Below are 21,979 nucleotides of genomic sequence, written 5' to 3'. Positions count from 1 at the left end.
CTTGATAACTAGTAAATAGTAAGTGGGAAAATAATCGTTATATACGGGTAATTCGTAAATACAAAGGGAGTTGGGTGAAAGCAATTTTGTTTGATTTTGATTGATGGAACATTAGTGGATACGTTGCCAAACTGCTATCATGCATTTCAAGAGGTTTTTAAGCACTATGATGCGAAAACGCCTCATTGATGAGGAAGTAAAGGCTATGTTTGGCCCTTCTGAAACAAATATCATGAAAGAAAATTTAAATAGTAAAGATTTGGGATGACGCTATTGAGTATTTCTATGAACAATATATGAAGCATCATGCGGAGTTAGTTGATCATTATCAGGAGATAGATGACATGCTCTTCCTTTTAAAAAAAACGCTGGGATGACGTTAGGAATTGTTACGGGGAAAACAAGAAGAAGTCTAGATATATCTCTAGAGGTGTTGCAAATGAGAAATTTATTTAATGCGATCATTGCAGGAGACGATGTGAAGCAATCTAAGCCCTATCCTGAAGACATTTATAAAGCATGAACAAAAATAAAAATAAGTAATCATGAAGCAATGTTTATTGGTGATAGTGATGCTGATATTCAAGCAGGACTAGAAGCGAATGTTCATACGATTGGGGTAAAATGGTTTCCTAACGCACAAACGTTAACATTCTCGAAGCAGCCTGATGCGTATTTTGATGATATTACTGAGTTCGTCAATTATGTAGAAAGGCAAATAGATAATTTGTTACACTGCTGTACTGAGAATACAGCAGTGTTTATGTTTATAATTGAAAGGAAAATAAACATTTTTTAATGGAAGAGCAATTTACTATATTGGTAAAAAAAAGTGTAAAATTCTTGCGGTAAATAGGATTGATTTGACATCTTTTTGCCGTAGGATTTATCAGGCAAAAGGCTAATCAGAGACCTGACTCTGGCTGGTTTTTTTATACTATAGGAAAGTATAAGACTTTAGGCTTTATCCCGCATGTAAGGTGCCGTAAGTTTCCCACTTCAAGTCCTAAATTGATACAAAAGAGTCAAAGTGTGAGAAAACGGCACCTAAATGCCCGATTGGTTCAAGGGCCTTTAGGTCATACCCTTGTGGTACTAACATTCAGTAGGAGAGGGAAGCAAACTCCTACTGAATGAAGTTTCACTTTATCGTATAAGAAAAACGATAGCTTTCGCCGTAAAGACTTGGCGATAAGCCAAGTTTTTCTAACACTATAGGGAATTATAAAATTTTTATGGTTTATAGTATAAGAAAAACTATGGCTTTCGCTAAAGACTTGGCGATAAGCCAAGTTTTTCTAATCAGATTTAGCTCCCCTAAGGAAATAAATGAAATGAGGAGTTATACTAGTAGGTTGTACGGATTCATTGCTTTCTTCCTTGATTTCTGTATAATATATTTCGAGTGTCGAAGCAAAGTGCTGAACCGTTTTTTATACTATAAGAAAGTATAACTTTATGGTTTATAGTATAAGAAAAACGATAGCTTTTGCTATAAAGACTTGGCGATAAATCAAGTTTTTCTAATAAAGGAGGGCGATTAATGGACGCACAATCTGCGATGATTGATAAAAAAGCGGAGAAAATTTGGACACGTGACTTTATTCTTATTTGTTTAGCTAACTTCTTTATTTTTTTAGGCTTCCAAATGACTTTACCGACCTTGCCATTATTTGTTAAGGAGTTGGGAGGAAGCGATCAATTAATTGGTGTTATTGTTGGAATATTCACATTTTCTGCATTGATCATGCGCCCATATGCTGGATATGCTTTAGAAACGAAAGGAAGGCGCTTTGTCTATATGCTCGGTTTGCTAATCTTTGTTTTATCTGTCGGCTCATTTGCTGTCGTTTCTACTATTTTCTTCTTACTTGTATTACGAATTATTCAAGGTATTGGTTGGGGATTCTCAACGACAGCAACAGGTACGATTGCAACGGATCTAATCCCGCCTTCCCGTCGTGGAGAGGGAATGGGCTATTTTGGACTCGCAGGTAATATGGCACTGGCAATTGGCCCTTCGCTAGGCTTAATGCTAGTAGATGTTATTAGCTTTTCTCACTTTTTCCTTATCTGTGCTGCTGGTGGAATAGTAGCATTTATTTTATCTAGTAAAATTAAATATAAGAAAGTAGAAGAATCACCGCATAAGACAGTAGCTTTAAAGTTTGATATTTTCGAAAAGACTGCTATACAGCCATCGCTATTATTGTTTTTTATTACGTTTACTTTTGGAGGGATTGCTACATTTTTGCCGCTTCATGCTGCAGAGAAAAGTATTGCAGGTATTGAAGGGTATTTTTTAGTGTATGCTCTATTCCTGATGGTTTCTCGAACCTTTGCCGGAAAAGTATATGATCAAAAAGGTCATTTATATGTTTTCTTACCTGGAACGATACTTATTTTTATTGCGATGCTGTTGCTAGCTTGGCTCCCAAGTACTGTTATTTTATTAGTGGCAGCTGCAATGTATGGACTTGGCTTTGGAACCATTCAGCCGGCGTTACAAGCTTGGGCGGTTGAGAAGGCACCGGAAAACAGAAAAGGGATGGCAAATGCTACCTTTTTTTCCTTTTTTGATTTAGGTGTTGGACTTGGAGCAATTCTATTTGGACAGATTGCTTTTCTATTTAATTATGCAGTGATTTATGTAACTGCAGCAGGTTCTGTACTTGTTTCCATTGGCCTTTACCTCTATTTAGTATTTCTCGCTGTACGTAAGATCGATTAAACTTTCAATTACTGGTACAGGATGTTTAGCTATCTAGGAAGCAATTTTTTGCATGTTGGCTATCTTTTTGAAAGTAGCTCGATCGTCTAAGTATGTGCTCGAACACCTAGTAAATCTCACACTTCTTCCTGCTACGATAAGCCAACATTGGCTCGAATCTAAAGGAAAGCTGACTAAAAGCGGGCTGTTGCTAGGCGTTGGTAACCCCTGTTAGAAGAAGGCATGTTTTCTTATCCGGAATGTAAGGATCTGTATTTTTTTCATTTCAAAACACTGCCTTCATGTTTAAAAAGCTTACATTCGGCAATTTGTTTACTAACGATTAAATGATCAATGACAAAGCTCTTAATTTTTTATTTTTTCTTGTAATATAGCATACTAAGAACTCATTGGAATCGAGTAGTAACTAAAATTTTATAAGATTACAAATTTGGTATATACCAATTTTTTTGTATCCAGTATTTCAAGAAACGCTAAACATCCTATAGGTATTTTGCTATTACGTCGTAAAGCAGGAAGAGCAGAAGGCGGAAGGAGATAATTACCTACCTCTATCTTGATCTAATTGTCGAGTGCCCACCAAACCCTCGATACATTTCTCTCCAGAAATGTTCTGGATTCTCTATTTCTATATTATCATATTTGCATATAATCTCTTCAAGTCCCATCGGAGTGTCAATATCAATTTCATGCCATGGATTCATGTCTGGTGGACCAAAACTAACCTTTAAATTCTTCTCTGATACATCAAATATCATACTTCTAAGCGTGCCCATTCCACTTGAATAGAAATGGCAGCAAGGACCATATGGATACGGAGTGGAAAGTAATTTCCTTATTTTTTCATCATTAATATTAGGTGCATCTCTTAATAATGAGTTCCATACAGAGGTGTATCGCAATTCAGAATTCCAAAAATGATGTTCATCAAATTCGTTCATTTCATGGCTCACATAGTGATTGGTAGCGACTAATAAATCGCCAAATGGTTTCCGTTCGATCATTCTTTTTTTGTCCGTTGAAAAGCTTGCCACCTCAAATATAGCAGCATGATTAGAAGCGTCTGCCACTAAGAAATTCGTATTTGTGCACAATGGGATTTCTTCAAGTAAACATTTCGCTTCATAAACGTTTTTACAGCGGTCTAAAATGGCACGAATGGCAACCCAAAATTCACACCCATTTCCATCGAGAGGTTTCAAGTAGGCTGTACTTGACATGGAAACAACTAAACCGTGTTCATTCATGCCGTCCATTCTTCCTGCGTTTTGGAGAGAGAAGCCAATATGCTTTGGTTTTCCTGTTACACGGGTAATGCATAAACTTCTTTCGTCCCTTACAAAGTATTCATAGCTTCTTCCAACATAAAAATGTCCATCGCTCGTGTTTGAAGGGAGTACTGCAAATTGACAACAATTATAAGAATTGTGATATGAATTTGCATAGCAAATTATTTTTTCCGATTCTACTCCTATTTCATCTGCAAATCCCTGTATTTCATCTGTAAAGCCGGGACATATTTTATCAATTAACATCATCCTCTTATGGGCAGTCGCTGCAGATATATAACCCTGTCCTTCCATGGGACTGGTGTAATAGGGAATGTCGTCCGGATAGTGTTCTTTTAAAGTCTCGGCCCGCTGTTTACCCACCTCATAATTGCTTCCCTCAGCCACATGGATGTCAAATATCATTGGTTCTTTCTTTTCTGTATTTGCCATATTCATCAACCCTTTCTGATATTAATTTTACGTTGTCTTTAAAAGTTACTGCCATCCTAACATAATAAAAAAATTAGGTCTATAAGAAAAATGATGAATTAGCATACAATACACAATAACTAAAAACAATTTGTTTTTTCCTTATTAAATTAGTTTAGAATGTAGAAAAAGATAAAGCTTACTATTTTCCTGTTTAACTTGACGGGATAAAATGTTATACATATTTTTGATTTAGATAATAGGTCTGGAGAACTTATATTTGAGCAGCTCGGTTTTCTATTTCATTATGTGATGCTTCTACGTCCTTTATCTCTATAATATATTTTAGTAACATGTAGGAAGGAGGCCATAAGCTTTCTGATCGTTTGGGAATATTCACCTATTTAAGTAGTCTGCAATAGGTTCTTTGTTCGTTCTCATGTATAGTTTGATAGAATATTATTTAAGAAAATCCTTACATAAGGATTTTATAATGAATAAAGAACCAAACAATTTTACCTGCTTGGTTCTCGAAAGGGTTAATGGTTCTTAGGCAGTACAATTCGCTTGTACAATTGGACAGTAATAACATAATATGAACCGTAGATCAATAAGAAAAGGCTAATTGGCAACCATATTTTTGTATAAGGCTCAACTAAGATGAAAGAGAACATTTGCATGCCAATTAAGACGTGTACTAAACCAACGATTGCAGGGAATAAGAATAACAGGAACAGTTCTCGGTAAATCGAACGGTTCAATAGCGATTTACGTACGCCAATTTTTCGTAACATTTGATAGCGTTGAATATCTGCTCCGGCACTTGATAATAATTTAAACATCAGCACACTAGCCATCATCATTAAAAAGGCAATGCCTAAGAAAATACCCATAAAGATTGTACCACTGGAAAAACTTTTTAAACTAACGTAATTATTGTATTTTCCTCCTGCGTTTTCTACAGGTTTACCAACATAACTTTCAGCAACCTTTCTTTGCCTTTCTTCCAATTGCTTAAATTCCGGCAAATAATTTGAAAAGTCGTCTGCCTTAACTAAAATAACTTGTTTTTCTTCGGCTTTTACTTGTTGATAATGACTCTTATCAACAACATGGATCACTCTTTCGCCAAACATATTATAGCTTGCATTTAATTCATAAGAAAAGGCAGTCAACCATTTATCAGGAAGTTCCTCTCCTTTTGTCCCTTCCATCGAATATACAGGAGCAGGGAGTTTGTCTTCTATCCGTTTTATTTTTACATCTGACAGCTTTTCCATTCCTTTTTCCATACTAGGAACTAAAGGTGGCTGCTTTAATAGACTCTCTTTAAGAAAAAATACCCCATCATCGCTTACTTTATATACATACGTATGTTTTTCAGTTAATTTCATCTTTTCCAATGTATTTAAATCTTCTGCTGTTGGTTGATAAATAGCAGCATCATTCGCTTGGAGCTTAGATGATTGAATTTCAACATTATGGTAAAACGAAATTCCTGCTGTCATCGCACCTAATCCAAGTGCAATTAACATAGCTACTGTTCCTAGTACTTTTGTTAAGTTAAGCATCCGGAAGCGTAATTGTCCTAGTGTAAATGAGTTGATACCAGTTTCATTTAAAGTACGGTTTTGTTTCAGCTTTTTCACAAAGAATGGTAAAAACGAAATAAAAATCAAGTATGTTCCTGGAACGACGGTAATGGATGCTAAGATAACTCCGAAATGTTGAAGCTTAGCCATGTTAATCATAATATAATAGCCAATGACGATTAGAATAATGGAAAAAAGCACGCCGAAAAATGTTTTTACTCCACTTGTTTTAATAAAGTCTTGTTTTTTATTAGCTTGTAACAAATCAAGAACTTTTTTCTTACCAATTTGCCATGCATTAACCATTGATGTTAATAAAAACAGGGCAACATAGAAAATGATTGTTGTCAAAATCGATCCTGTATAAATAGCTTTAAACCCAGTAGCTTCTGCTGAAAAGTCAAGCTTTTCCATTAATAAATCAGCGATAACTGTCGTTAATCCAATCCCGATTATAATGCCGATCACAAGGGAGATCAGCCCAATAAACAGTGTTTCCATAAACATCAGTTGGGTAATTTTGCTTTTTTTAGCACCCAGTGTCATATACATAGCCATTTCCTTTTGCCGTAATGTTTGAATAAACGAAGTGGCATAAAAAATATAAAAAATGGTAATAAACCCGAGAATAAATGTTCCTACATGAAAAACAAACATCGTTGCACTAATCATAGAATTTGCTTCAACAAAGGCTTCATTTTGTGCCAGTGTTTGGAACATATAGAAAATGGCGATCGAGATCGTTAGCCCAAATAATAAAACTAAATAATCTTTGAACATTTTCCGCATACTCGTTAAAGACAGCTTTAATAACATTGTATGACCTACCTTCTAATTCAATTCGCTTGGTGTGTTAAATTCAGAAAGAACATCCAGTATGTTTTGATGAAACTCGTTTCGTGTATGATTCCGATGGATTTCTTTATACAGTTGACCATCTTGAATAAATAAAATACGCTTGCAATAACTGGCGCTAAGCGGGTCATGGGTTACAAGCATAATGGATGTACCGAGGTTTTCGTTCATATGCACCAATGTTTCCATTAAGCTTTTCGCATTTTTGGAATCGAGTGAACCCGTTGGCTCATCAGCCAGTATCATGGCGGGTTCGTGGATAAGGGCACGTGCAGCAGCAACTCGTTGCTTTTGTCCACCTGATATTTCCGTTGGATATTTTGTAAGGATGTCCTGGATGCCCAGATTATTTGCGACTTTTAATACACTTGGTTTAATCTGCTTTGTTGCTACTCCCTGTAAAGATAAAGGCAAGGCGATGTTTTCATAGACAGTAAGGTTTTCTAATAGATTAAAGTCTTGAAAAATAAATCCAAGCTGTTGGGAACGAAAATCGGCCAATTGATTTTGTTTCATTGTAGTAATATTGGTACCGGCAATTTCAATGGTGCCGCTTGTTGGCTGATCTAATGTTGAGATAACATTTAGTAAGGTTGTTTTTCCTGCACCAGAAGGTCCCATAATCCCAACAAATTCGCCTGCTTCTATATGGAAAGCGACATCTTTTAAAACGTGAAATTGATTCTCTTTATTTTTTCCATAACATTTATTTAGATGATTTACTTCTAATACGTATTGACTCATGATCATACCTCCAACGTTAATTGCTATGAATAGCTTATCGCTAACTGGAAAATGAAGGTATGGATTTTCCTTTCAACAAGCTTACAGTTTTGTAAGCCTTTAAATAATAGCAGTTAAATTAAGATTGGTTTAAAAACAGGGGAAACTTGTTTACAATAGAAACATACGAATTAGTAAAGGAAGGTAATTCTATTTTGAAAAGTATGAAACATATTAATGTGGAAAAGTTATTTCCTTCGGCTATTTATAAACGTGGATTAAAATACTATTTGCAAGATAGAGTTAGTGATCTTTTATACGATATAAATTTTCAGGAATGGTCAGCGACGGTATATGGATCTGAGGATTATTATGTTGAAATAAATGTAAAAAATTTAGCCCAAGGTTCGATCGATACGTCTTGTGACTGTCCAGCATTTGATACGTTTGGAACATGTAAACATATTGCTGCCGTGCTTATTAAACTAGTGAATCAAGATAATCAAGTACGACCGGGTTTTTCATCTTATGACTATGATTTGACGCAAAGCTTTATGAACGCATTAAATAATGCACCGCAATTAGAGAGAAAACATTCGCAGATCATGAAGCAAACAGAACTAAAGGTAGAGTACATTTGTAAGTTGGAGGTTCAAAAGCAAATCCAAGTAGAGATAAAAGTAGGAGAAAAGCGGTGTTACGTTGTCAAAGACGCCGAAGCACTTCTTACACATATTATAGAGGGAAAGGAATATCCACTGACTAAGCTGTTTGCTTATAGTCCAGAGTTCCATACATTTTCCCGTGAAGATATGAATATTCTTGAAAAGTTATATGCCATTTTACAAAGTGAGCGTGTTTATCACTTTGATTATTCCTTTATAAAAAATCAGGAAAGCAAACGTTCTATTATTATACCTCCGCTTGAAGCAAAGCCGTTATTAGAACAAATGGCTGAGCGGTCACTTACGGTGATCACACGTGAACAAAACTATTCAGCTGTCTCCATTCAAAAAGGACAAATGCCGTTTGCTTTTTCCTTATCGGCAAACGATAAGGAAGGGTTAGTCCTTGAGATGAACCGAGTAAACGATCTAGTCTACTTAACCAATTATGAACTGTTATTTGCTGATGGCATTTTCTATTTTCCCAGACAACAGCAAGTGCCTATTGTAAAAGAGTTAAGTCAATTTCAACGTTATGACTTAGAGTTGCCGATAGCGAAACATCAGGCTGATGAGTTTGTTTCAACGGTTATTCCTTCGTTGAAACAGGTTGGCGACGTAAAAATTACAGAAAAAGTAGCTCAAGAAATTGTTCAGTTTCCGCTTAAGGCTGAGTTGTATTTAGAATTTAAGGATTCATGGATCGTTGGTCAATTGAAATATCATTATGGAGAGGAGATAATAGATCCATTTAATGGTAGAGAAAAAAATGATGTTATCATCATTCGAGATGTTGAAAAAGAACAGCAAATTATGCAGCTGATTGAATATGCTGATTTTCATTATAATGGAAAAGAACTATATATTCATATGGAAAACGAAGAGGATATGTATGAATTTGTTTACTATACATTGCCAAAGCTAGATGATTATGTAGAACTGTTTTTAACAGCAGAAATCCGTAACTTATTAGTAGAGATGGAGCCAATTGCTCATACAAAGGTACAGGTAGAACGTTCCTCTAATTTACTAGATATTGGATTTAATATTGATGGGGTTAGTGAAGCAGATATTAGCCGCATTTTAGAAGCTGTTATTGAGAAAAAACGTTATTACCGGTTAGATAGTGGGGCTTTCATGTCACTCGAAAGCGACTCGTTTTCATCTGTAAGACAATTTTTTGCTGATATGGATATTGATGCAAAGGATATTGCCGAAAATAACATTAAAGTTCCTGTTTATCGAGGAACGCAGGTGGATGAATTACTAAAAACAGATAAAAATTATGATGTATCATTTCGCAAACTCTTGCATCACCTAAGGTCACCCGAAGAGCAGGTATATCCGCCTCCGGAAGGAATAAATGCTACCTTACGCAGTTATCAGGAAACAGGGTTTCAGTGGTTTAAGTCGTTAAGTGAGTATAACTTAGGCGGGATTTTGGCAGATGATATGGGTCTTGGAAAAACATTACAAAGTATTTGTTATCTTGCTTCAGAAAAAGGAGAGTATCCACACTTAATTGTGACACCATCTTCCGTTGTTTATAATTGGAAAAATGAGTTTGCAAAATTTACCCCACATTTAGAAGTAGCTGTTTTAACAGGAACACCACAGGAACGAAAAGAGAAAATTGCCAGTTCCCAGACAATGGATGTGTGGATTACTTCTTATGCAACAGTACGGCAAGATATTGATATATACAAGGAGCTATCATTTCAAACGTTAATTCTTGATGAAGCTCAATTTATTAAAAATTACGCAACAAAAACCTCAAGAGCAGTCCGGAAAATAAATGCATTACGTCGATTTGCCCTAAGTGGTACACCGATTGAGAACTCGATTGATGAACTATGGGCTATTTTTCAAGTCATCCTTCCCGGACTTATGCCGAATCAAAGAACGTTTAAACAAATGTCTTATGACAAAATTGCAATGATGACAAGACCGTTTATTTTGCGCCGATTAAAGCAGGATGTGTTGAGTGAACTGCCGGATAAAATCGAAACTGTTCATACATCTGAACTAACCAAAGATCAGAAAGAATTGTATATAGGGTATCACCGACAATTACAGAAGGAAGCTCAACAGACGATAAGTGAAAGCAGCTTCCAGAAAAATCGAATGAAAATTTTAGCGGGGTTAACCCGACTTAGACAGATTTGCTGCCACCCTTCCTTGTTTATTGAAAATTATCAAGGAGAATCTGGAAAGCTTATCCAGCTCATGGAAACTATTCGCAATGCTAGAAGAAATAGAAAGCGTATGCTGATCTTCTCGCAATTTACATCCATGCATGAAATTATTAAACATCGGTTAGAAAATGAAGGAATTGGCTATTTCTACTTGCACGGGCAAACATCATCACAGGAACGCTTAGAGATGAGTGAACGATTTAATAATGGTGAAAATGATGTATTTTTAATCTCTCTTAAGGCTGGTGGCACGGGACTAAATTTGACAGGCGCAGATACCGTTATTTTATATGACTTATGGTGGAATCCTGCTGTTGAGGACCAAGCGACAGGGCGAGCTCACCGATTCGGACAAAAAAATGTCGTTCAAGTCATTCGTTTAATAACAGAAGGAACGATTGAAGAAAAAATTTATGAGTTACAACAGAAAAAACGTGAATTGATTGATCAAGTTATCCAACCAGGAGAGACAATGCTTTCTTCCTTAAGTGAAGATGATATTCGTGAGTTGTTAAATATCTAGAACATTTTAACCGGCTATTAGTTGTACGAAAATCTTGTTTTAAAATCATCAAGGGAAACGAATCAAGGTAGAAATGATTAAATCCTTTATAAGAATATCTGATGTAAATTGACCAAAAAACATAGGCGGACAGGATAAGAAAAACGACTCCAACATTCCTGATTTATTTGGATTGACAGGACAAGGAAAGCTTCATTGAATATGTATCCCACGCAGAAAAAGCGTTCTTCTTTTTCAAGGAGAAAGGTACTCCTTGATTGAAGTTTCCCTTTATCCCGTATGTAAGGTGCCGTAAAATTACAACTGAGAGAATACGGAGAAGTTTAAGTTATCGAAACCGGCACCTAAATCCCCGATTGGTTCAAGGGCCTTTAGGTCATTTCCTTACGGTACTAACATTTCTTGGGAAAAGCGCTCCAAGAAATGAAGTTTCCCTTTATCGCTTCAGAAGCTTTCCGGTTTGTACGCTGCTAACCGAGGCTTCTAGCTTTTGTTCCTATAAATGTAATGAATCATTTTCTTCTTTCTGACCGGCTATGTTAGGAAGCTGTTTGTAAACGGTGGATCATAAATTTAAATTAAACAGCTTTCTTGGTCTTCCTCTCACGTAAGGCTTCTCTTCGCCGGCTATTTTAATAACCTTGCCTGATAACAGCTTATTAATAGTACGCTCGGCGCTACGCTTGGTCACTTTATAGTGTAAGGCGAAATCATGGGAGGAGAAAGGTTCGTTATTTCGTTTCGTAATAAACTGGATAAAGTTATAAGATAGATCATTGTTTAAACGTGCTTCATGAATGAGTGCATGGTATAGTTTGGAAGTGTCAAAGGTTTTCGGGACACCAATTGGACCAATGATATCTTGGCACTGATTAACGAGGTAGCACTTACTATCATTTGTAGCTTGAGCGGATTTTAATGCTAGTCGGGCATTTTTTTCTGCTTCGTTGGCGTTTAAAGCTACACCAAATCCCATAGCAACCGGAGCTTCTAGTTGTTGCTCAATGATGTGTAATAATGGAAAGTCACGGTAATACTGTTTTATTTGCTCTAAGACTGGGTTTGTGCCGAAAAGTACAAGTTGTTTATCATGATTGGTAACAACCGTTGCCTTCGTTTGCTGAACAAATTCGGCAATAAGCTGATGTAATGTATAGCAAGCTTCTTTGCCTGGTTGGTTTACTCCTTTCAATTCTAGGTATCCTATTACAACTTGAACGTTGTTTTTTTGGTAATTGTATAATTGTCCGATTTTCCTTGCTTCATCAATTGCGGCTGCCAGATTTACTTTGGGGATTGACATACAACTAACGGGAATGTTTTTTTGTTTTAGCGTATGCTTTACCTCATCTAAGGAGGTCAATACGAAGTCAATCTTCCCTTGCTCCCATAAATGCTGATGATAGTTGGTAACTTGGTGATAATTGATAAACATTGTTTCGTCCATTTTTAAGATGTGAACTTCATTCTCTTGAATGCCTAATTCAGACAGGACATTTTTAACCGGTCTGTCATCGCAAGCATCGATAGAAAATCGCTTGTGTGCTTTTGTTTTTTCTGTTTGCAGCTGATGCAATGTAGTTAATAACATGTATTCATCAAACGAAACATGAATACAGGGAAGTTTTTTTCGAATTAATTTCTTCTTGATAAACAAGTAAGGGAGTTGTTCTGTAAACAGAAATATATCACATAGGTATGCTTTATCGATTAATAATCTGATCTCTTCCATGTTAGAGTAAAGAAAAAAATTAAATTCCATATCCTTGTAACTATTCATAACTTTATTCGTATGATTGACCATTGCTTTTCTGCCAAATATGGCCACTTTCATCCTCATCGTATCGCCCCTATAAATTATATTTTGTAGTACTTGCCACATGATAGATAACATGATTAATAAGAAAACGCGCTAATGTATTAAAGTATTAGTGTGATTTATACAAGTAAGAAAGTTGTAGTCCTATTTAGATTAGCAATATGGTAGCCAATCTTCTGATAATTGTCAAGATTATATTTGAATATACCTGTTAAATCTATTTTGTAATATCATCTAATGAGAAAATAGTTTCTATTAAAAACAGATTTTTAAGAATGGGGGAAAATGCTAATCTATTAATGTTTTCATGGTATGATCAAATTATCTGGAAATTAGAAGGAGGAGAAAATGGGATGAACCGTTTTTTGCAACTTACAGGTGTTAACATACCAATTATTCAAGCAGGAATGGCTGGTGGGATTACTACGCCTGAATTAGTAGCAGCAGTGGCAAATGAAGGAGCATTGGGAACAATTGGGGCAGGCTATATGAACCCGGAGTCACTGCGAAAAACTATTCAGCAAATAAAGCAACAAACAAAAAAGCCATTTGCGGTGAATGTTTTTGCCACCAATTTAAAGGCTTTTTCAGATGATGTCTCGGGTATGCAAGCGGAATTAAACAAATTCCGTGAAGAGTTAGGGATTACCAGTGGCATGGATCATGTACAGACAATGGATTATTTGCTGGAAAATATAGAGGTTATTTTAGAAGAAAAAGTGCCAATAGTCAGTACCGCATTTGGACTGCTTTCCAAGGAGCATATTCTAAAGCTAAAAGCAAATCAGGTAATTCTAATTGGTATGGCGACGAATGTTGAGGAAGCGAAGCAGCTTGAAGCAGCAGGTTATGATATGATCGTTGCTCAAGGGTATGAAGCAGGTGGACATCGTGGAACTTTTCATATGGAGAAATATCCGAACGGCTGTGATATAGGGTTAGTTTCTTTACTTGCTTCTATAATTGAAGCAGTAGAGGTTCCTGTTATTGCTACTGGGGGAATCTATAGCAAAGAGCAGATAGAAGGCTTATTAGCGATGGGAGCAGCAGCGGTACAGCTTGGTACACGTTTTCTTGTAGCAAAGGAAGCGGGTACAGCTGATTCTTATAAGGATGCATTAATCAAAGCAAATGATGAGGATACAGTGATTACTAAATATTTTTCCGGTCGTCCTGCAAGGGGAATCGTAAATACATTTATTAAAGAATTGGAGCAAAAACAGGTACCAGCGATGCCATTTCCGATTCAAAATGAATTAACAAAGGATATCCGAAAAGTAGCTCAACAACAAGCTAATCCGCAATATCAATCATTATGGGCGGGGCAGCGGGTCGGTAGTATAACAAGAGAAGAAACAGTAAGCGCAATAATTCAATCATTAAGTAATAGATGACAGAAAACAGATTAGTTGTGGCGAACTAATCTGTTTTCTGTTTATCCCGTATGTAAGGTACCGTAAGTCTCCCACTTTGAGAGCCGAGTATTACATTAAGAAAAAACCTTAGCTATCAGAAACGAGTCAATTATAGACAGTTTCTTTTAATTTCGTTAGATGATCGCCTTTGTTTCGTTCCTATTTCTAAATAAAATGTTTTCAAATAATATTGTTTTCGCTTACAGTTATAATATTTAACCTATTTGTTCTGTTTATAATAGTTTGACAATAAAATACTAAACAGGGTAAAATATATTCGATATTATGCTAAAAGGGGGAGAATTTTCATGAAACAGAAAAAATGGCTATGGTTGATATCAATTCTATTTGGATTTACATTATTTTTAGCTGCCTGTGGTGGAAATGATGAAGGAGAAAAAGCTAATGCAAATAATAAAGGAGACAATGAAAAAACAACTGAAAAACCGGAATTCTTAAGCATGTTGACGGGCGGTACAAGTGGTACCTATTACCCACTGGGTGGAGAGATGGCCAACATTATTAGTAAAGAAACAGGTATTCAAACAGATGCACAATCATCCAATGCTTCTGCGGACAATGTGGTTGCACTAAGGGATGGGGATGCACAAATAGCATTTGTACAAACAGACGTCATGTCGAATGCTGTTGAAGGTATTAATACATTCGAAGGTGATCCTATTGATAATGTTGTAGCATTAGGTTCGCTTTATCCAGAAACCATTCAAATTGTTACAACAAAGGATTCTGGCATTAATTCTGTGAAAGATTTAGCTGGAAAATCCGTTTCAGTAGGAGCCCCTGGTTCTGGAACGTATGTCAATGCTGAACAAATTCTAGAAATTCACGATATGTCTATGGACGATATTAAAGCACAAAACCTTGATTTTGGTGAATCCACTGGGGGTATCCAAGACGGAAACATTGATGCAGCATTTATTACTGCAGGGACACCAACTGGAGCAGTCGAAGGATTAGCAGCACAAGTAGATGTTAGCATTGTGCCAATTGAACAGGATAAAGTGGACGCCTTAATAGAAAAGTATCCATATTATGCGAGTGATACAGTAAAAGCAGGAACGTATGATATAAAGAATGATGTACCAACAGTGGCTGTTTTAGCCATGTTAGCTGTTACAACAGACCTTTCGGAAGATGTTGTTTATGATATTACGAAAGCAATATATGATAATACAGATAAAATTTCCCATGATAAAAGTGAGTATATAACGAAGGAGTCTGCTCTTGAGGGTATCGGTGTTGACTTACATCCAGGTGCTAAAAAATACTTTGACGAAGAAGGAGTATCTTCATCGGAGTAATGTTATTTCATGGCCGGCTTTAAATCTATAATGAGTAATTTGCTGCCGGCTCTTTCATGTTTAACTCGAATGCCTTTCAGGTTTAGGAAAGTTTCATGCTATCTGTGCTTTAAGTTCGTGTTCAAAAAGGTGGTAAAAGCTTAGGATCGGATACGACCTTGGAAAAACGCAATGTATTTTTGTTGACGATTTCATTATTATCTAGAAACAATATCCGTTTGGAGCATAATGGATATTGTTTTTTGAAACGAGCTTCGTCTAGTGTGCGCTCAAGCTGTAATAAACTTCCTACTCCCTACGATAGTATCAGCATTGTAACAGGATAAGGGAAGCTCCGTAATCGTACATCCCATATAGAAAAAATGTCCTTCTTTTTCTAGGAGAACAAAAGCTAGAAGCAGTCGGTTAGCGATGTACAGACTGGAGAGTTCTTTACGAAAAAGAAAACATTCTAAAGGGGGATGCCGACGGTGGACGGCAAGCCCGTTTTTCGTCGGCCTTTCTTTAGATTCGAGTCCATGTCGATTGACGTCTTGTGTATCGAAGTTCGAAGGAAAGCCGTCTCGAGTGGCAAAGTGAATGTATTTGAATACACGAAGTAGCGATGAAATAAGCGGGTAAAGAAAACGTAGCTGCTGGCGTTGTGCTTTTTATGTTGAATTTTAAAATTCTGTTCGCGTTATTTTAACGTTAGCAGTAATGTTTTATACGTTCTAATGACGAGGAATTTCGACATATCTTTTGACCATCCTCTTTAATTTATTAAATCTAAGGTGAGATGAATATGAAGGGAATATACAGAAAAAAATATCTTCTCATCACTATTTTGCTCCTTTGCATAATCGTATGGATCATGCTATTTGTACCTTTTCGTTCGGCATTAATATTCTATCAAGAGAATACAGAGCGAGTTGCTGCATTTTTACCAATTAATGAAGGCGAAGAATTTCAATTAATTTTCACACATTCTATTCATTTAAAAGATGTGATCGAAAAATATGTTGTTACTGAACAACAATCGATTCGGCAAACGGAAATCATTTTTGAAGAATTTGGGATCGGTATGCCTGCTAATGCACAAAATGGGGAAGAGTTTTCCTATGAGAATGGGAAGTACCATATTAAAAATTTGAACAATCAATTTCAACAAATTAAATTACGAAACGGGAAAGTTGTTTCTGAAAATCGTTTAGTATGGGGAGAATATGCGGAAAATCAGATTTACTTAAATGAATTTTTTAAGCCTGGTGATTGGTTTACGTTGAAGATTGAGAACCTAACGTTATGGCAATTCTTGAAAGGAATGAGGATACATGAATGATGCAAAAGATGAGATTACGAGACAAGAGCAAGAAGAGTTGCTACAGAAGTATGATGCGGAATCTAATACGCGAAAGTTAGCCGGAGTAGCTGCTGCCATCGTCTTTATAGGTCTACTATCCTTCTCTATTTTTCAATTATATACGGGTGCATTTGGACAAAAGACAGCGTATATTCAGAGAACGATACACTTAGGATTTGCTCTATCATTAATTTTCCTGCTATTTCCCGCTAGAAAAAAACAAGGGATAAAGCATAAAGTGGCATGGTATGACTATATTCTAGTAATGTTGTCAATCATCGTATGTGGGTACTGGCCATTATATTATGATACGATTGTTCAGCAGGTTGGCGGTATCTCCCAAGTACAAATGGTTATTGGGGGATTAGCGATAATATTGGTCATAGAGGCAACAAGGCGCGCTGTCGGTTTACCAATAACGGTAATTGCCGCTCTATTTTTAATTTACGCTTTCTTTGGTAGACAAATGCCTGGTATGCTTGCGCATAGAGGATTAAGCCTAGAGCAGCTTATCAATTCCATGTTTTTTACAACAGAAGGTATCTTAGGTACACCTTTGCAAGTTTCCTCGACCTATATTTTCCTCTTTCTATTATTTGGTGCATTTCTTGTCCAAACGGGCGTCGGAAATTATTTTAATGATTTGGCCATTTCTCTTGCTGGAAGGCGTACTGGTGGACCAGCAAAGGTTGCAATTTTTTCCAGTGCATTAAATGGAACTATTTCTGGAAGTTCTGTTGCCAATACGGTTACAACTGGTTCGTATACAATACCAATGATGAAGCGATTAGGATATAAACCAAATTTTGCAGGTGCAGTTGAAGCAGCTTCGTCAACCGGCGGTCAAATTATGCCACCGATAATGGGTGCAGCTGCTTTTTTGATGATTGAGTTTGCGGGTGTAGGATATTGGGAGATAGCTAAAGCGGCTTTAATTCCAGCTATTTTATACTTTTCAGGGATTTGGATCATGACACATTTAGAAGCGAAACGCCTCGGGCTTTATGGTTTACCAAAGGAGCAAATTCCACCAAAAAAGGAAGTTTTAAAGAAGATTCATTTGCTTTTGCCTATTATAGCGATTGTTTGGTTGTTATTTGAAGGATTTAGTATTGAACGAACAGCATTATATGGTATTGGGATAACGGTTTTAGTGAGTTTGTTTAGAAAAGATACAAGAATTACGCCGAAAAAGTTTATTATAGCGTTGACTTCAGGAGCGAGAACTGCTTTAGGAGTCGCTGCAGCAACAGCATGTGCGGGAATTATTGTAGGTGTAGTAACGAAAACCGGGCTTGGATTAAAATTAGGAAATAGTTTAGTAAGCATGGCAGAAGCTATTACAACCTCTGCAGAAATACAATTACTATTGACTCTATTTTTTACAATGATTACTTCCATTGTTTTAGGAATGGGTTCACCGACAACAGCAAATTATATTATTACCTCGACAATAGCTTTACCAGCTATTTTAGCGTTAAACAATCAACTTGAGGTTGCAATTCCGGTTTTAGCGGGGCATATGTTTGTATTTTATTTCGGAATTGTTGCAGACATCACGCCTCCAGTTGCGTTAGCTGCTTTTGCAGCGACAGGAATTTCCGGTGGCGAACCAATTCGTACCGGGGCAAATGCTGCCAAACTGGCAATTGCGGCCTTTATCATCCCATACATGTTTGTATTACAACCGCAACTGTTGATGATTGATGCAACGATTCTAGAGGTTACTTGGATTTTGATTACGGCAATTACTGGGATGATTGCTATTGGAGCTGGGTTAATTGGGTTTTGGTATATAAAACTTCATTGGTTAGCTCGTTTGCTAGCAATAGCAGTTGGTTTATTATTAATCTATCCGGAAGGTAATACGGATCTTTTTGGTCTTGTGGCATTTATTATTATGATCGCTGGGCAATTTTATCTGAAGCGATCAAAAGGTTCGGATGAAGAGGAAATACAAAAAACAGCCAGTGGTTAATGGAATAATCACATTTATAAAGAACCAATATTCAGAATAGATAGTACTCTCGGAAAGGTGATCAAATAAACGGATCACCCTTATTTTATGCTTGAAAAAAGTGAATTACAAGAATCTTATCACCTTATTCCAAGCGCATTTGCAGCTTGTCTCAGATAGAGATGGAAGAGAAGCTAGTTTTTAGGTGAGTAGGGGGCATTATGAATGAAAAAATAGATTTAAAGGTAAAACCAAAATTAATCCTTCCTTTAAACAACCTAGATGAAATGCAAGTGGTAAAACAATCTGACTCGAATCCATTCGGTCTATCCCTGTACTAAAGCGCATTTTGGCATCACGTCCTGTTTTTCAAGGATTAAAGTGTTATTGCTCCTAAGAGGCATTATTTTTACATAAGCAGGGATTTGATGACATTTTGATAGGGATCTATCATTAGATGAAGAATCTATAATAAATATTGCTCGAGCGAATAAGAATGGAGCTAAAAAAATCACTTCCAGCAATTAGAGACACTGCAAGCCATTGCTAAAGAACATGGTGTGCTTATTTATACATGTTTGGATATAGATATAAGTGTAAAAATTACTGGTTTCCATTTTGGTGTTCGTCGTTCCCCTCTAAATCATGTAGACGAGGTATTGCCGCATATATAAAAAAACAAACCCATTTACTCATATTTTTCAAGTCTATTTGGACTTAATATAGAAGATGAATGAACTGTTTCTCATTCATTCACTTTGAAATAAAGAAGAATTGTTTTAATATAATAGATACAGAGTAAAGGGGAATATTGGGAATTAGTAAACTAGTAACAATTGGCTTATTACGGATTTTAGATTGGAGGTTGTTTAAAGCTTATTCAACTAGTTGCGTCCACATGATACACCTTATTACTAAATGTTGACTATATCCCTGTTTTTAACGCATGGAACGAATGAAGCGAATTTGGTCTTCATATGATGGTTTCTATCATACTTGTTGCTATTTTGTACTATAGTTTGAGACAAATAAGGCGTGAGCAGAGTATATTAGTATACATATTGGTTAGCAGTTTAATTGGCGTGATTCTGTATGTTACTTCAAGCTTTTCTGATTGGACACCAGATATATCTGATAAAGCAGCCTTTCTTTTTTGCTATTCAGGTGGGTTGTCAGCACACTTGTATCTTACATGATAAAGGATTAAGATAAGATGAAACACAACAAGAGATTATCAAAATCAATTAAAAAAGCTATGTTTATTGCTATCGTTTTTATTGTCTTGTTTACCGGGATTCCGCTATTGGTTAATCAAACAGACAACAACCAGTCTTCTGGGCAAACGGATTCGTTGATTAGCGATAACGTAAAAGCCTATCGTCCGCTTGTCGAAAAGTATGCAAAACAATTCGGTATCGAAAAACATGTTGACACCATTCTTGCGATCATGATGCAAGAATCTGGCGGGCGAGGAGATGATCCGATGCAAGCATCTGAGAGTTATTGTGGAAAGAGAAACTGTATCAAAGATCCAGAGATATCCATTAAGCAAGGTATTTATTATTTTTCTCAAACGTTAAATGATGCAGACGAAGATTTACTCGTAGCAGTACAGGCTTATAATTTTGGCAGAGGATTTATTAACTATCTCAATGAACAGGGAAAGGGCTTTTCACAGGAAGCTGCAATTCACTTTTCGCAGGAAATGTATGCTAACGATCCTGATAAAGAGAAATATCGTTGCTTACGTGATGGGGCGAGAGAACTTGATGCTTGTTATGGAGATATATACTACGTGAAATCCGTAATGGCGTATAGGGATGAGTTAAAACAAGAGAAGTAATCGAAATAGCATAATTGTTTAAAGGAGGAAATAGGATGAATAAAGCAATTCAAACCGAACAAGCACCAGCTGCTTTAGGCCCGTACTCACAGGCTATCCAGACCGATAATTTGCTGTTTGTATCTGGTCAAATTGGTATCAATCCAGAAACTGGCCAGATGGTAAAAGGGATTGAGAGCCAAACAAAGCAAGTTTTACAAAACATTGAAGCAATAGTTAAGCAAGCAGGAGCGGATTTATCAAAAGCGGTTAAGTTTTCTATTTATTTAAACTCGATGGATGATTTTGCAATTGTTAATGAAATATATGGAAGTTTTTTACAAAAACCGTATCCTGCGAGATCTACCATGGAGGTTAGTAAGCTACCGAAAGATGCTTTAGTAGAGATGGATGTTATTATCAATATGGACGCTTAAGAGACCGAGGATGCAAAATTTTATGTATTATAACCCAACAAAATAAATCTTTATTAAAGGTCAATTAGTCATTTTGTACTATTTATCCTGACGTAACTGGCAGTAAGACTTCACCACCATGCTAGGGGGTAAGCCCTAGGAGGAAAAGCAAGGAATCCAGCTGCAAGTCAAATACCCAATTTTGTTCATTCTAACAATCGGCGATAAAGAAAAACCCTCACGGATAAGATTTACTTTATGCTGATGTGATTTACGACATATTTCCCGGGAAATTGCCAAAATAAATAAGTTGGCTATACAGCTAACGCAGGTTACCTGCTAGTTGTACATATGCAACCCCAAAATTCTACCACGTTTAATTAATCTATGTGTAAATTTTTCTAATATAAAAAGAAGAACGGGCTCTTATTCATATTTAGCCAGTTCTTCTTTAATAGCTGCTCTAATTTTATCTAAGCATTCTTCTGGTGTGTTTCCGAAAATGCGTTTATTGTTTACGATTGCAAATGGTTTCACCCGGCATAATCCGCAAAATGATAAACAATCGTTTATAAGCACAGCTACTTCGGGAAATTCCCGTTCTAAAATTTCCTCTATATCAATAGAAGTGATTGCATTTCCGTCACAGACTTCAACTACGACAATGCCCATTTTGTGCTATCACTTTCTTTCTATTTCAAGTTACCCTAGATAGGATGTTCAAAACTCGCATAAAAATGACACGTCGAATTCCTGCGTTGTCTTGTTTCTGCGCTGTTCATGTATTACTGTATACATTCCACTGCTCGAAACATCGCCGCCTTGAACTTCTTGGTCCTTTTTATCCTCTTTTGAACTTTTAATAGGATAGGATGTTCAAAATTCGCATAAAAATGACACGT

The 21,979-nt window shown here is 36.4% G+C and carries 15 protein-coding genes; 10 read left to right on the top strand and 5 right to left on the bottom strand.

The window, feature by feature from the left end; all coding sequences use genetic code 11:
- Positions 1–373: 373 nt before the first annotated feature.
- The 3 genes from BN1066_RS20660 to BN1066_RS06360 all read left to right on the top strand — a co-directional run bounded on the left by BN1066_RS20660 (position 374) and on the right by BN1066_RS06360 (position 2,731).
- The gene (locus tag BN1066_RS20660; protein WP_245799715.1) at positions 374–523 is read left to right on the top strand and encodes an HAD hydrolase-like protein; all 150 of its coding nucleotides are present in this window, start codon (positions 374–376) and stop codon (positions 521–523) included.
- A 30-nt stretch (positions 524–553) separates the two neighbouring features.
- The gene (locus tag BN1066_RS20655) at positions 554–799 is read left to right on the top strand and encodes an HAD family hydrolase (RefSeq protein WP_245799714.1); all 246 of its coding nucleotides are present in this window, start codon (positions 554–556) and stop codon (positions 797–799) included.
- Between the two features lie 744 nt (positions 800–1,543).
- Positions 1,544–2,731: an MFS transporter gene (locus BN1066_RS06360; protein WP_077318608.1), complete on the top strand. Its 1,188-nt coding sequence runs from the start codon at positions 1,544–1,546 to the stop codon at positions 2,729–2,731.
- Between the two features lie 551 nt (positions 2,732–3,282).
- On the opposite strand, the gene BN1066_RS06355 is transcribed toward BN1066_RS06360, so the two are convergent.
- The 3 genes from BN1066_RS06355 to BN1066_RS06345 form a co-directional block, all read right to left on the bottom strand.
- Positions 3,283–4,452, bottom strand: a complete 1,170-nt coding sequence (locus tag BN1066_RS06355) for a C45 family autoproteolytic acyltransferase/hydrolase (RefSeq protein ID WP_077318607.1) — start codon at positions 4,450–4,452, stop codon at positions 3,283–3,285.
- Between the two features lie 518 nt (positions 4,453–4,970).
- On the bottom strand, positions 4,971–6,839 hold the full coding sequence (locus BN1066_RS06350; RefSeq protein ID WP_077318606.1) for an FtsX-like permease family protein: 1,869 nt from the start codon (positions 6,837–6,839) through the stop codon (positions 4,971–4,973).
- Between the two features lie 15 nt (positions 6,840–6,854).
- Entirely contained in the window at positions 6,855–7,622 is a 768-nt protein-coding gene (locus tag BN1066_RS06345; protein ID WP_077318605.1) for an ABC transporter ATP-binding protein, read from the bottom strand.
- A 194-nt stretch (positions 7,623–7,816) separates the two neighbouring features.
- On the opposite strand from BN1066_RS06345, the gene BN1066_RS06340 reads away from it, so the two are divergent.
- Positions 7,817–10,984 carry a DEAD/DEAH box helicase gene (locus BN1066_RS06340; protein ID WP_077318931.1) on the top strand — a complete coding sequence of 1,056 codons (3,168 nt, stop codon included), beginning with the start codon at positions 7,817–7,819 and terminating at the stop codon, positions 10,982–10,984.
- A 565-nt stretch (positions 10,985–11,549) separates the two neighbouring features.
- Here BN1066_RS06340 and BN1066_RS06335 read toward each other — a convergent pair.
- On the bottom strand, positions 11,550–12,824 hold the full coding sequence (locus BN1066_RS06335; protein ID WP_077318604.1) for a hypothetical protein: 1,275 nt from the start codon (positions 12,822–12,824) through the stop codon (positions 11,550–11,552).
- Positions 12,825–13,156: 332 nt separating this feature from the next.
- Here BN1066_RS06335 and BN1066_RS06330 point away from each other — a divergent pair, with 332 nt between their 5' ends.
- The 6 genes from BN1066_RS06330 (at position 13,157) to BN1066_RS06305 (ending at position 21,098) form a co-directional block, all read left to right on the top strand.
- Positions 13,157–14,197, top strand: a complete 1,041-nt coding sequence (locus tag BN1066_RS06330) for an NAD(P)H-dependent flavin oxidoreductase (RefSeq protein WP_077318930.1) — start codon at positions 13,157–13,159, stop codon at positions 14,195–14,197.
- Positions 14,198–14,526: 329 nt separating this feature from the next.
- The gene (locus BN1066_RS06325; RefSeq protein WP_077318603.1) at positions 14,527–15,540 is read left to right on the top strand and encodes a TAXI family TRAP transporter solute-binding subunit; all 1,014 of its coding nucleotides are present in this window, start codon (positions 14,527–14,529) and stop codon (positions 15,538–15,540) included.
- A gap of 784 nt (positions 15,541–16,324) precedes the next feature.
- Entirely contained in the window at positions 16,325–16,861 is a 537-nt protein-coding gene (locus BN1066_RS06320) for a DUF1850 domain-containing protein (protein WP_077318602.1), read from the top strand.
- Positions 16,854–18,860 (top strand): TRAP transporter permease, encoded by a 2,007-nt coding sequence (locus BN1066_RS06315; RefSeq protein WP_077318601.1) that lies wholly within the window; start codon positions 16,854–16,856, stop codon positions 18,858–18,860. The genes BN1066_RS06320 and BN1066_RS06315 overlap by 8 nt, the downstream gene beginning before the upstream one ends.
- 1,192 nt (positions 18,861–20,052) lie before the next feature.
- A complete protein-coding gene (locus tag BN1066_RS06310; protein WP_077318600.1) occupies positions 20,053–20,682 on the top strand; it encodes a lysozyme family protein in 630 nt (209 codons plus the stop codon).
- 35 nt (positions 20,683–20,717) lie between these two features.
- The gene (locus tag BN1066_RS06305) at positions 20,718–21,098 is read left to right on the top strand and encodes a RidA family protein (protein ID WP_077318599.1); all 381 of its coding nucleotides are present in this window, start codon (positions 20,718–20,720) and stop codon (positions 21,096–21,098) included.
- A 405-nt stretch (positions 21,099–21,503) separates the two neighbouring features.
- On the opposite strand, the gene BN1066_RS06300 is transcribed toward BN1066_RS06305, so the two are convergent.
- The gene (locus tag BN1066_RS06300) at positions 21,504–21,749 is read right to left on the bottom strand and encodes a YuzB family protein (protein WP_077318598.1); all 246 of its coding nucleotides are present in this window, start codon (positions 21,747–21,749) and stop codon (positions 21,504–21,506) included.
- Positions 21,750–21,979 lie beyond the last annotated feature (230 nt).

It is taken from the genome of Virgibacillus proomii, assembly GCF_900162615.1.
Lineage (GTDB): Bacteria > Bacillota > Bacilli > Bacillales > Amphibacillaceae > Virgibacillus > Virgibacillus proomii.
This window is presented reverse-complemented; position numbering and strand designations above follow the sequence as displayed.

What these genes read in the sequence shown, in the direction of transcription:
- BN1066_RS20660 (WP_245799715.1), top strand. Translation starts at nt 374, where the DNA reads ATGACGTTAGGAATTGTTACGGGGAAAACAAGAAGAAGTCTAGATATA.
- BN1066_RS20655 (WP_245799714.1), top strand. Translation starts at nt 554, where the DNA reads ATGTTTATTGGTGATAGTGATGCTGATATTCAAGCAGGACTAGAAGCG.
- BN1066_RS06360 (WP_077318608.1), top strand. Translation starts at nt 1,544, where the DNA reads ATGGACGCACAATCTGCGATGATTGATAAAAAAGCGGAGAAAATTTGG.
- BN1066_RS06355 (WP_077318607.1), bottom strand. Translation starts at nt 4,452, where the DNA reads ATGGCAAATACAGAAAAGAAAGAACCAATGATATTTGACATCCATGTG.
- BN1066_RS06350 (WP_077318606.1), bottom strand. Translation starts at nt 6,839, where the DNA reads ATGTTATTAAAGCTGTCTTTAACGAGTATGCGGAAAATGTTCAAAGAT.
- BN1066_RS06345 (WP_077318605.1), bottom strand. Translation starts at nt 7,622, where the DNA reads ATGAGTCAATACGTATTAGAAGTAAATCATCTAAATAAATGTTATGGA.
- BN1066_RS06335 (WP_077318604.1), bottom strand. Translation starts at nt 12,824, where the DNA reads ATGAGGATGAAAGTGGCCATATTTGGCAGAAAAGCAATGGTCAATCAT.
- BN1066_RS06330 (WP_077318930.1), top strand. Translation starts at nt 13,157, where the DNA reads ATGAACCGTTTTTTGCAACTTACAGGTGTTAACATACCAATTATTCAA.
- BN1066_RS06325 (WP_077318603.1), top strand. Translation starts at nt 14,527, where the DNA reads ATGAAACAGAAAAAATGGCTATGGTTGATATCAATTCTATTTGGATTT.
- BN1066_RS06320 (WP_077318602.1), top strand. Translation starts at nt 16,325, where the DNA reads ATGAAGGGAATATACAGAAAAAAATATCTTCTCATCACTATTTTGCTC.
- BN1066_RS06315 (WP_077318601.1), top strand. Translation starts at nt 16,854, where the DNA reads ATGAATGATGCAAAAGATGAGATTACGAGACAAGAGCAAGAAGAGTTG.
- BN1066_RS06310 (WP_077318600.1), top strand. Translation starts at nt 20,053, where the DNA reads ATGAAACACAACAAGAGATTATCAAAATCAATTAAAAAAGCTATGTTT.
- BN1066_RS06305 (WP_077318599.1), top strand. Translation starts at nt 20,718, where the DNA reads ATGAATAAAGCAATTCAAACCGAACAAGCACCAGCTGCTTTAGGCCCG.
- BN1066_RS06300 (WP_077318598.1), bottom strand. Translation starts at nt 21,749, where the DNA reads ATGGGCATTGTCGTAGTTGAAGTCTGTGACGGAAATGCAATCACTTCT.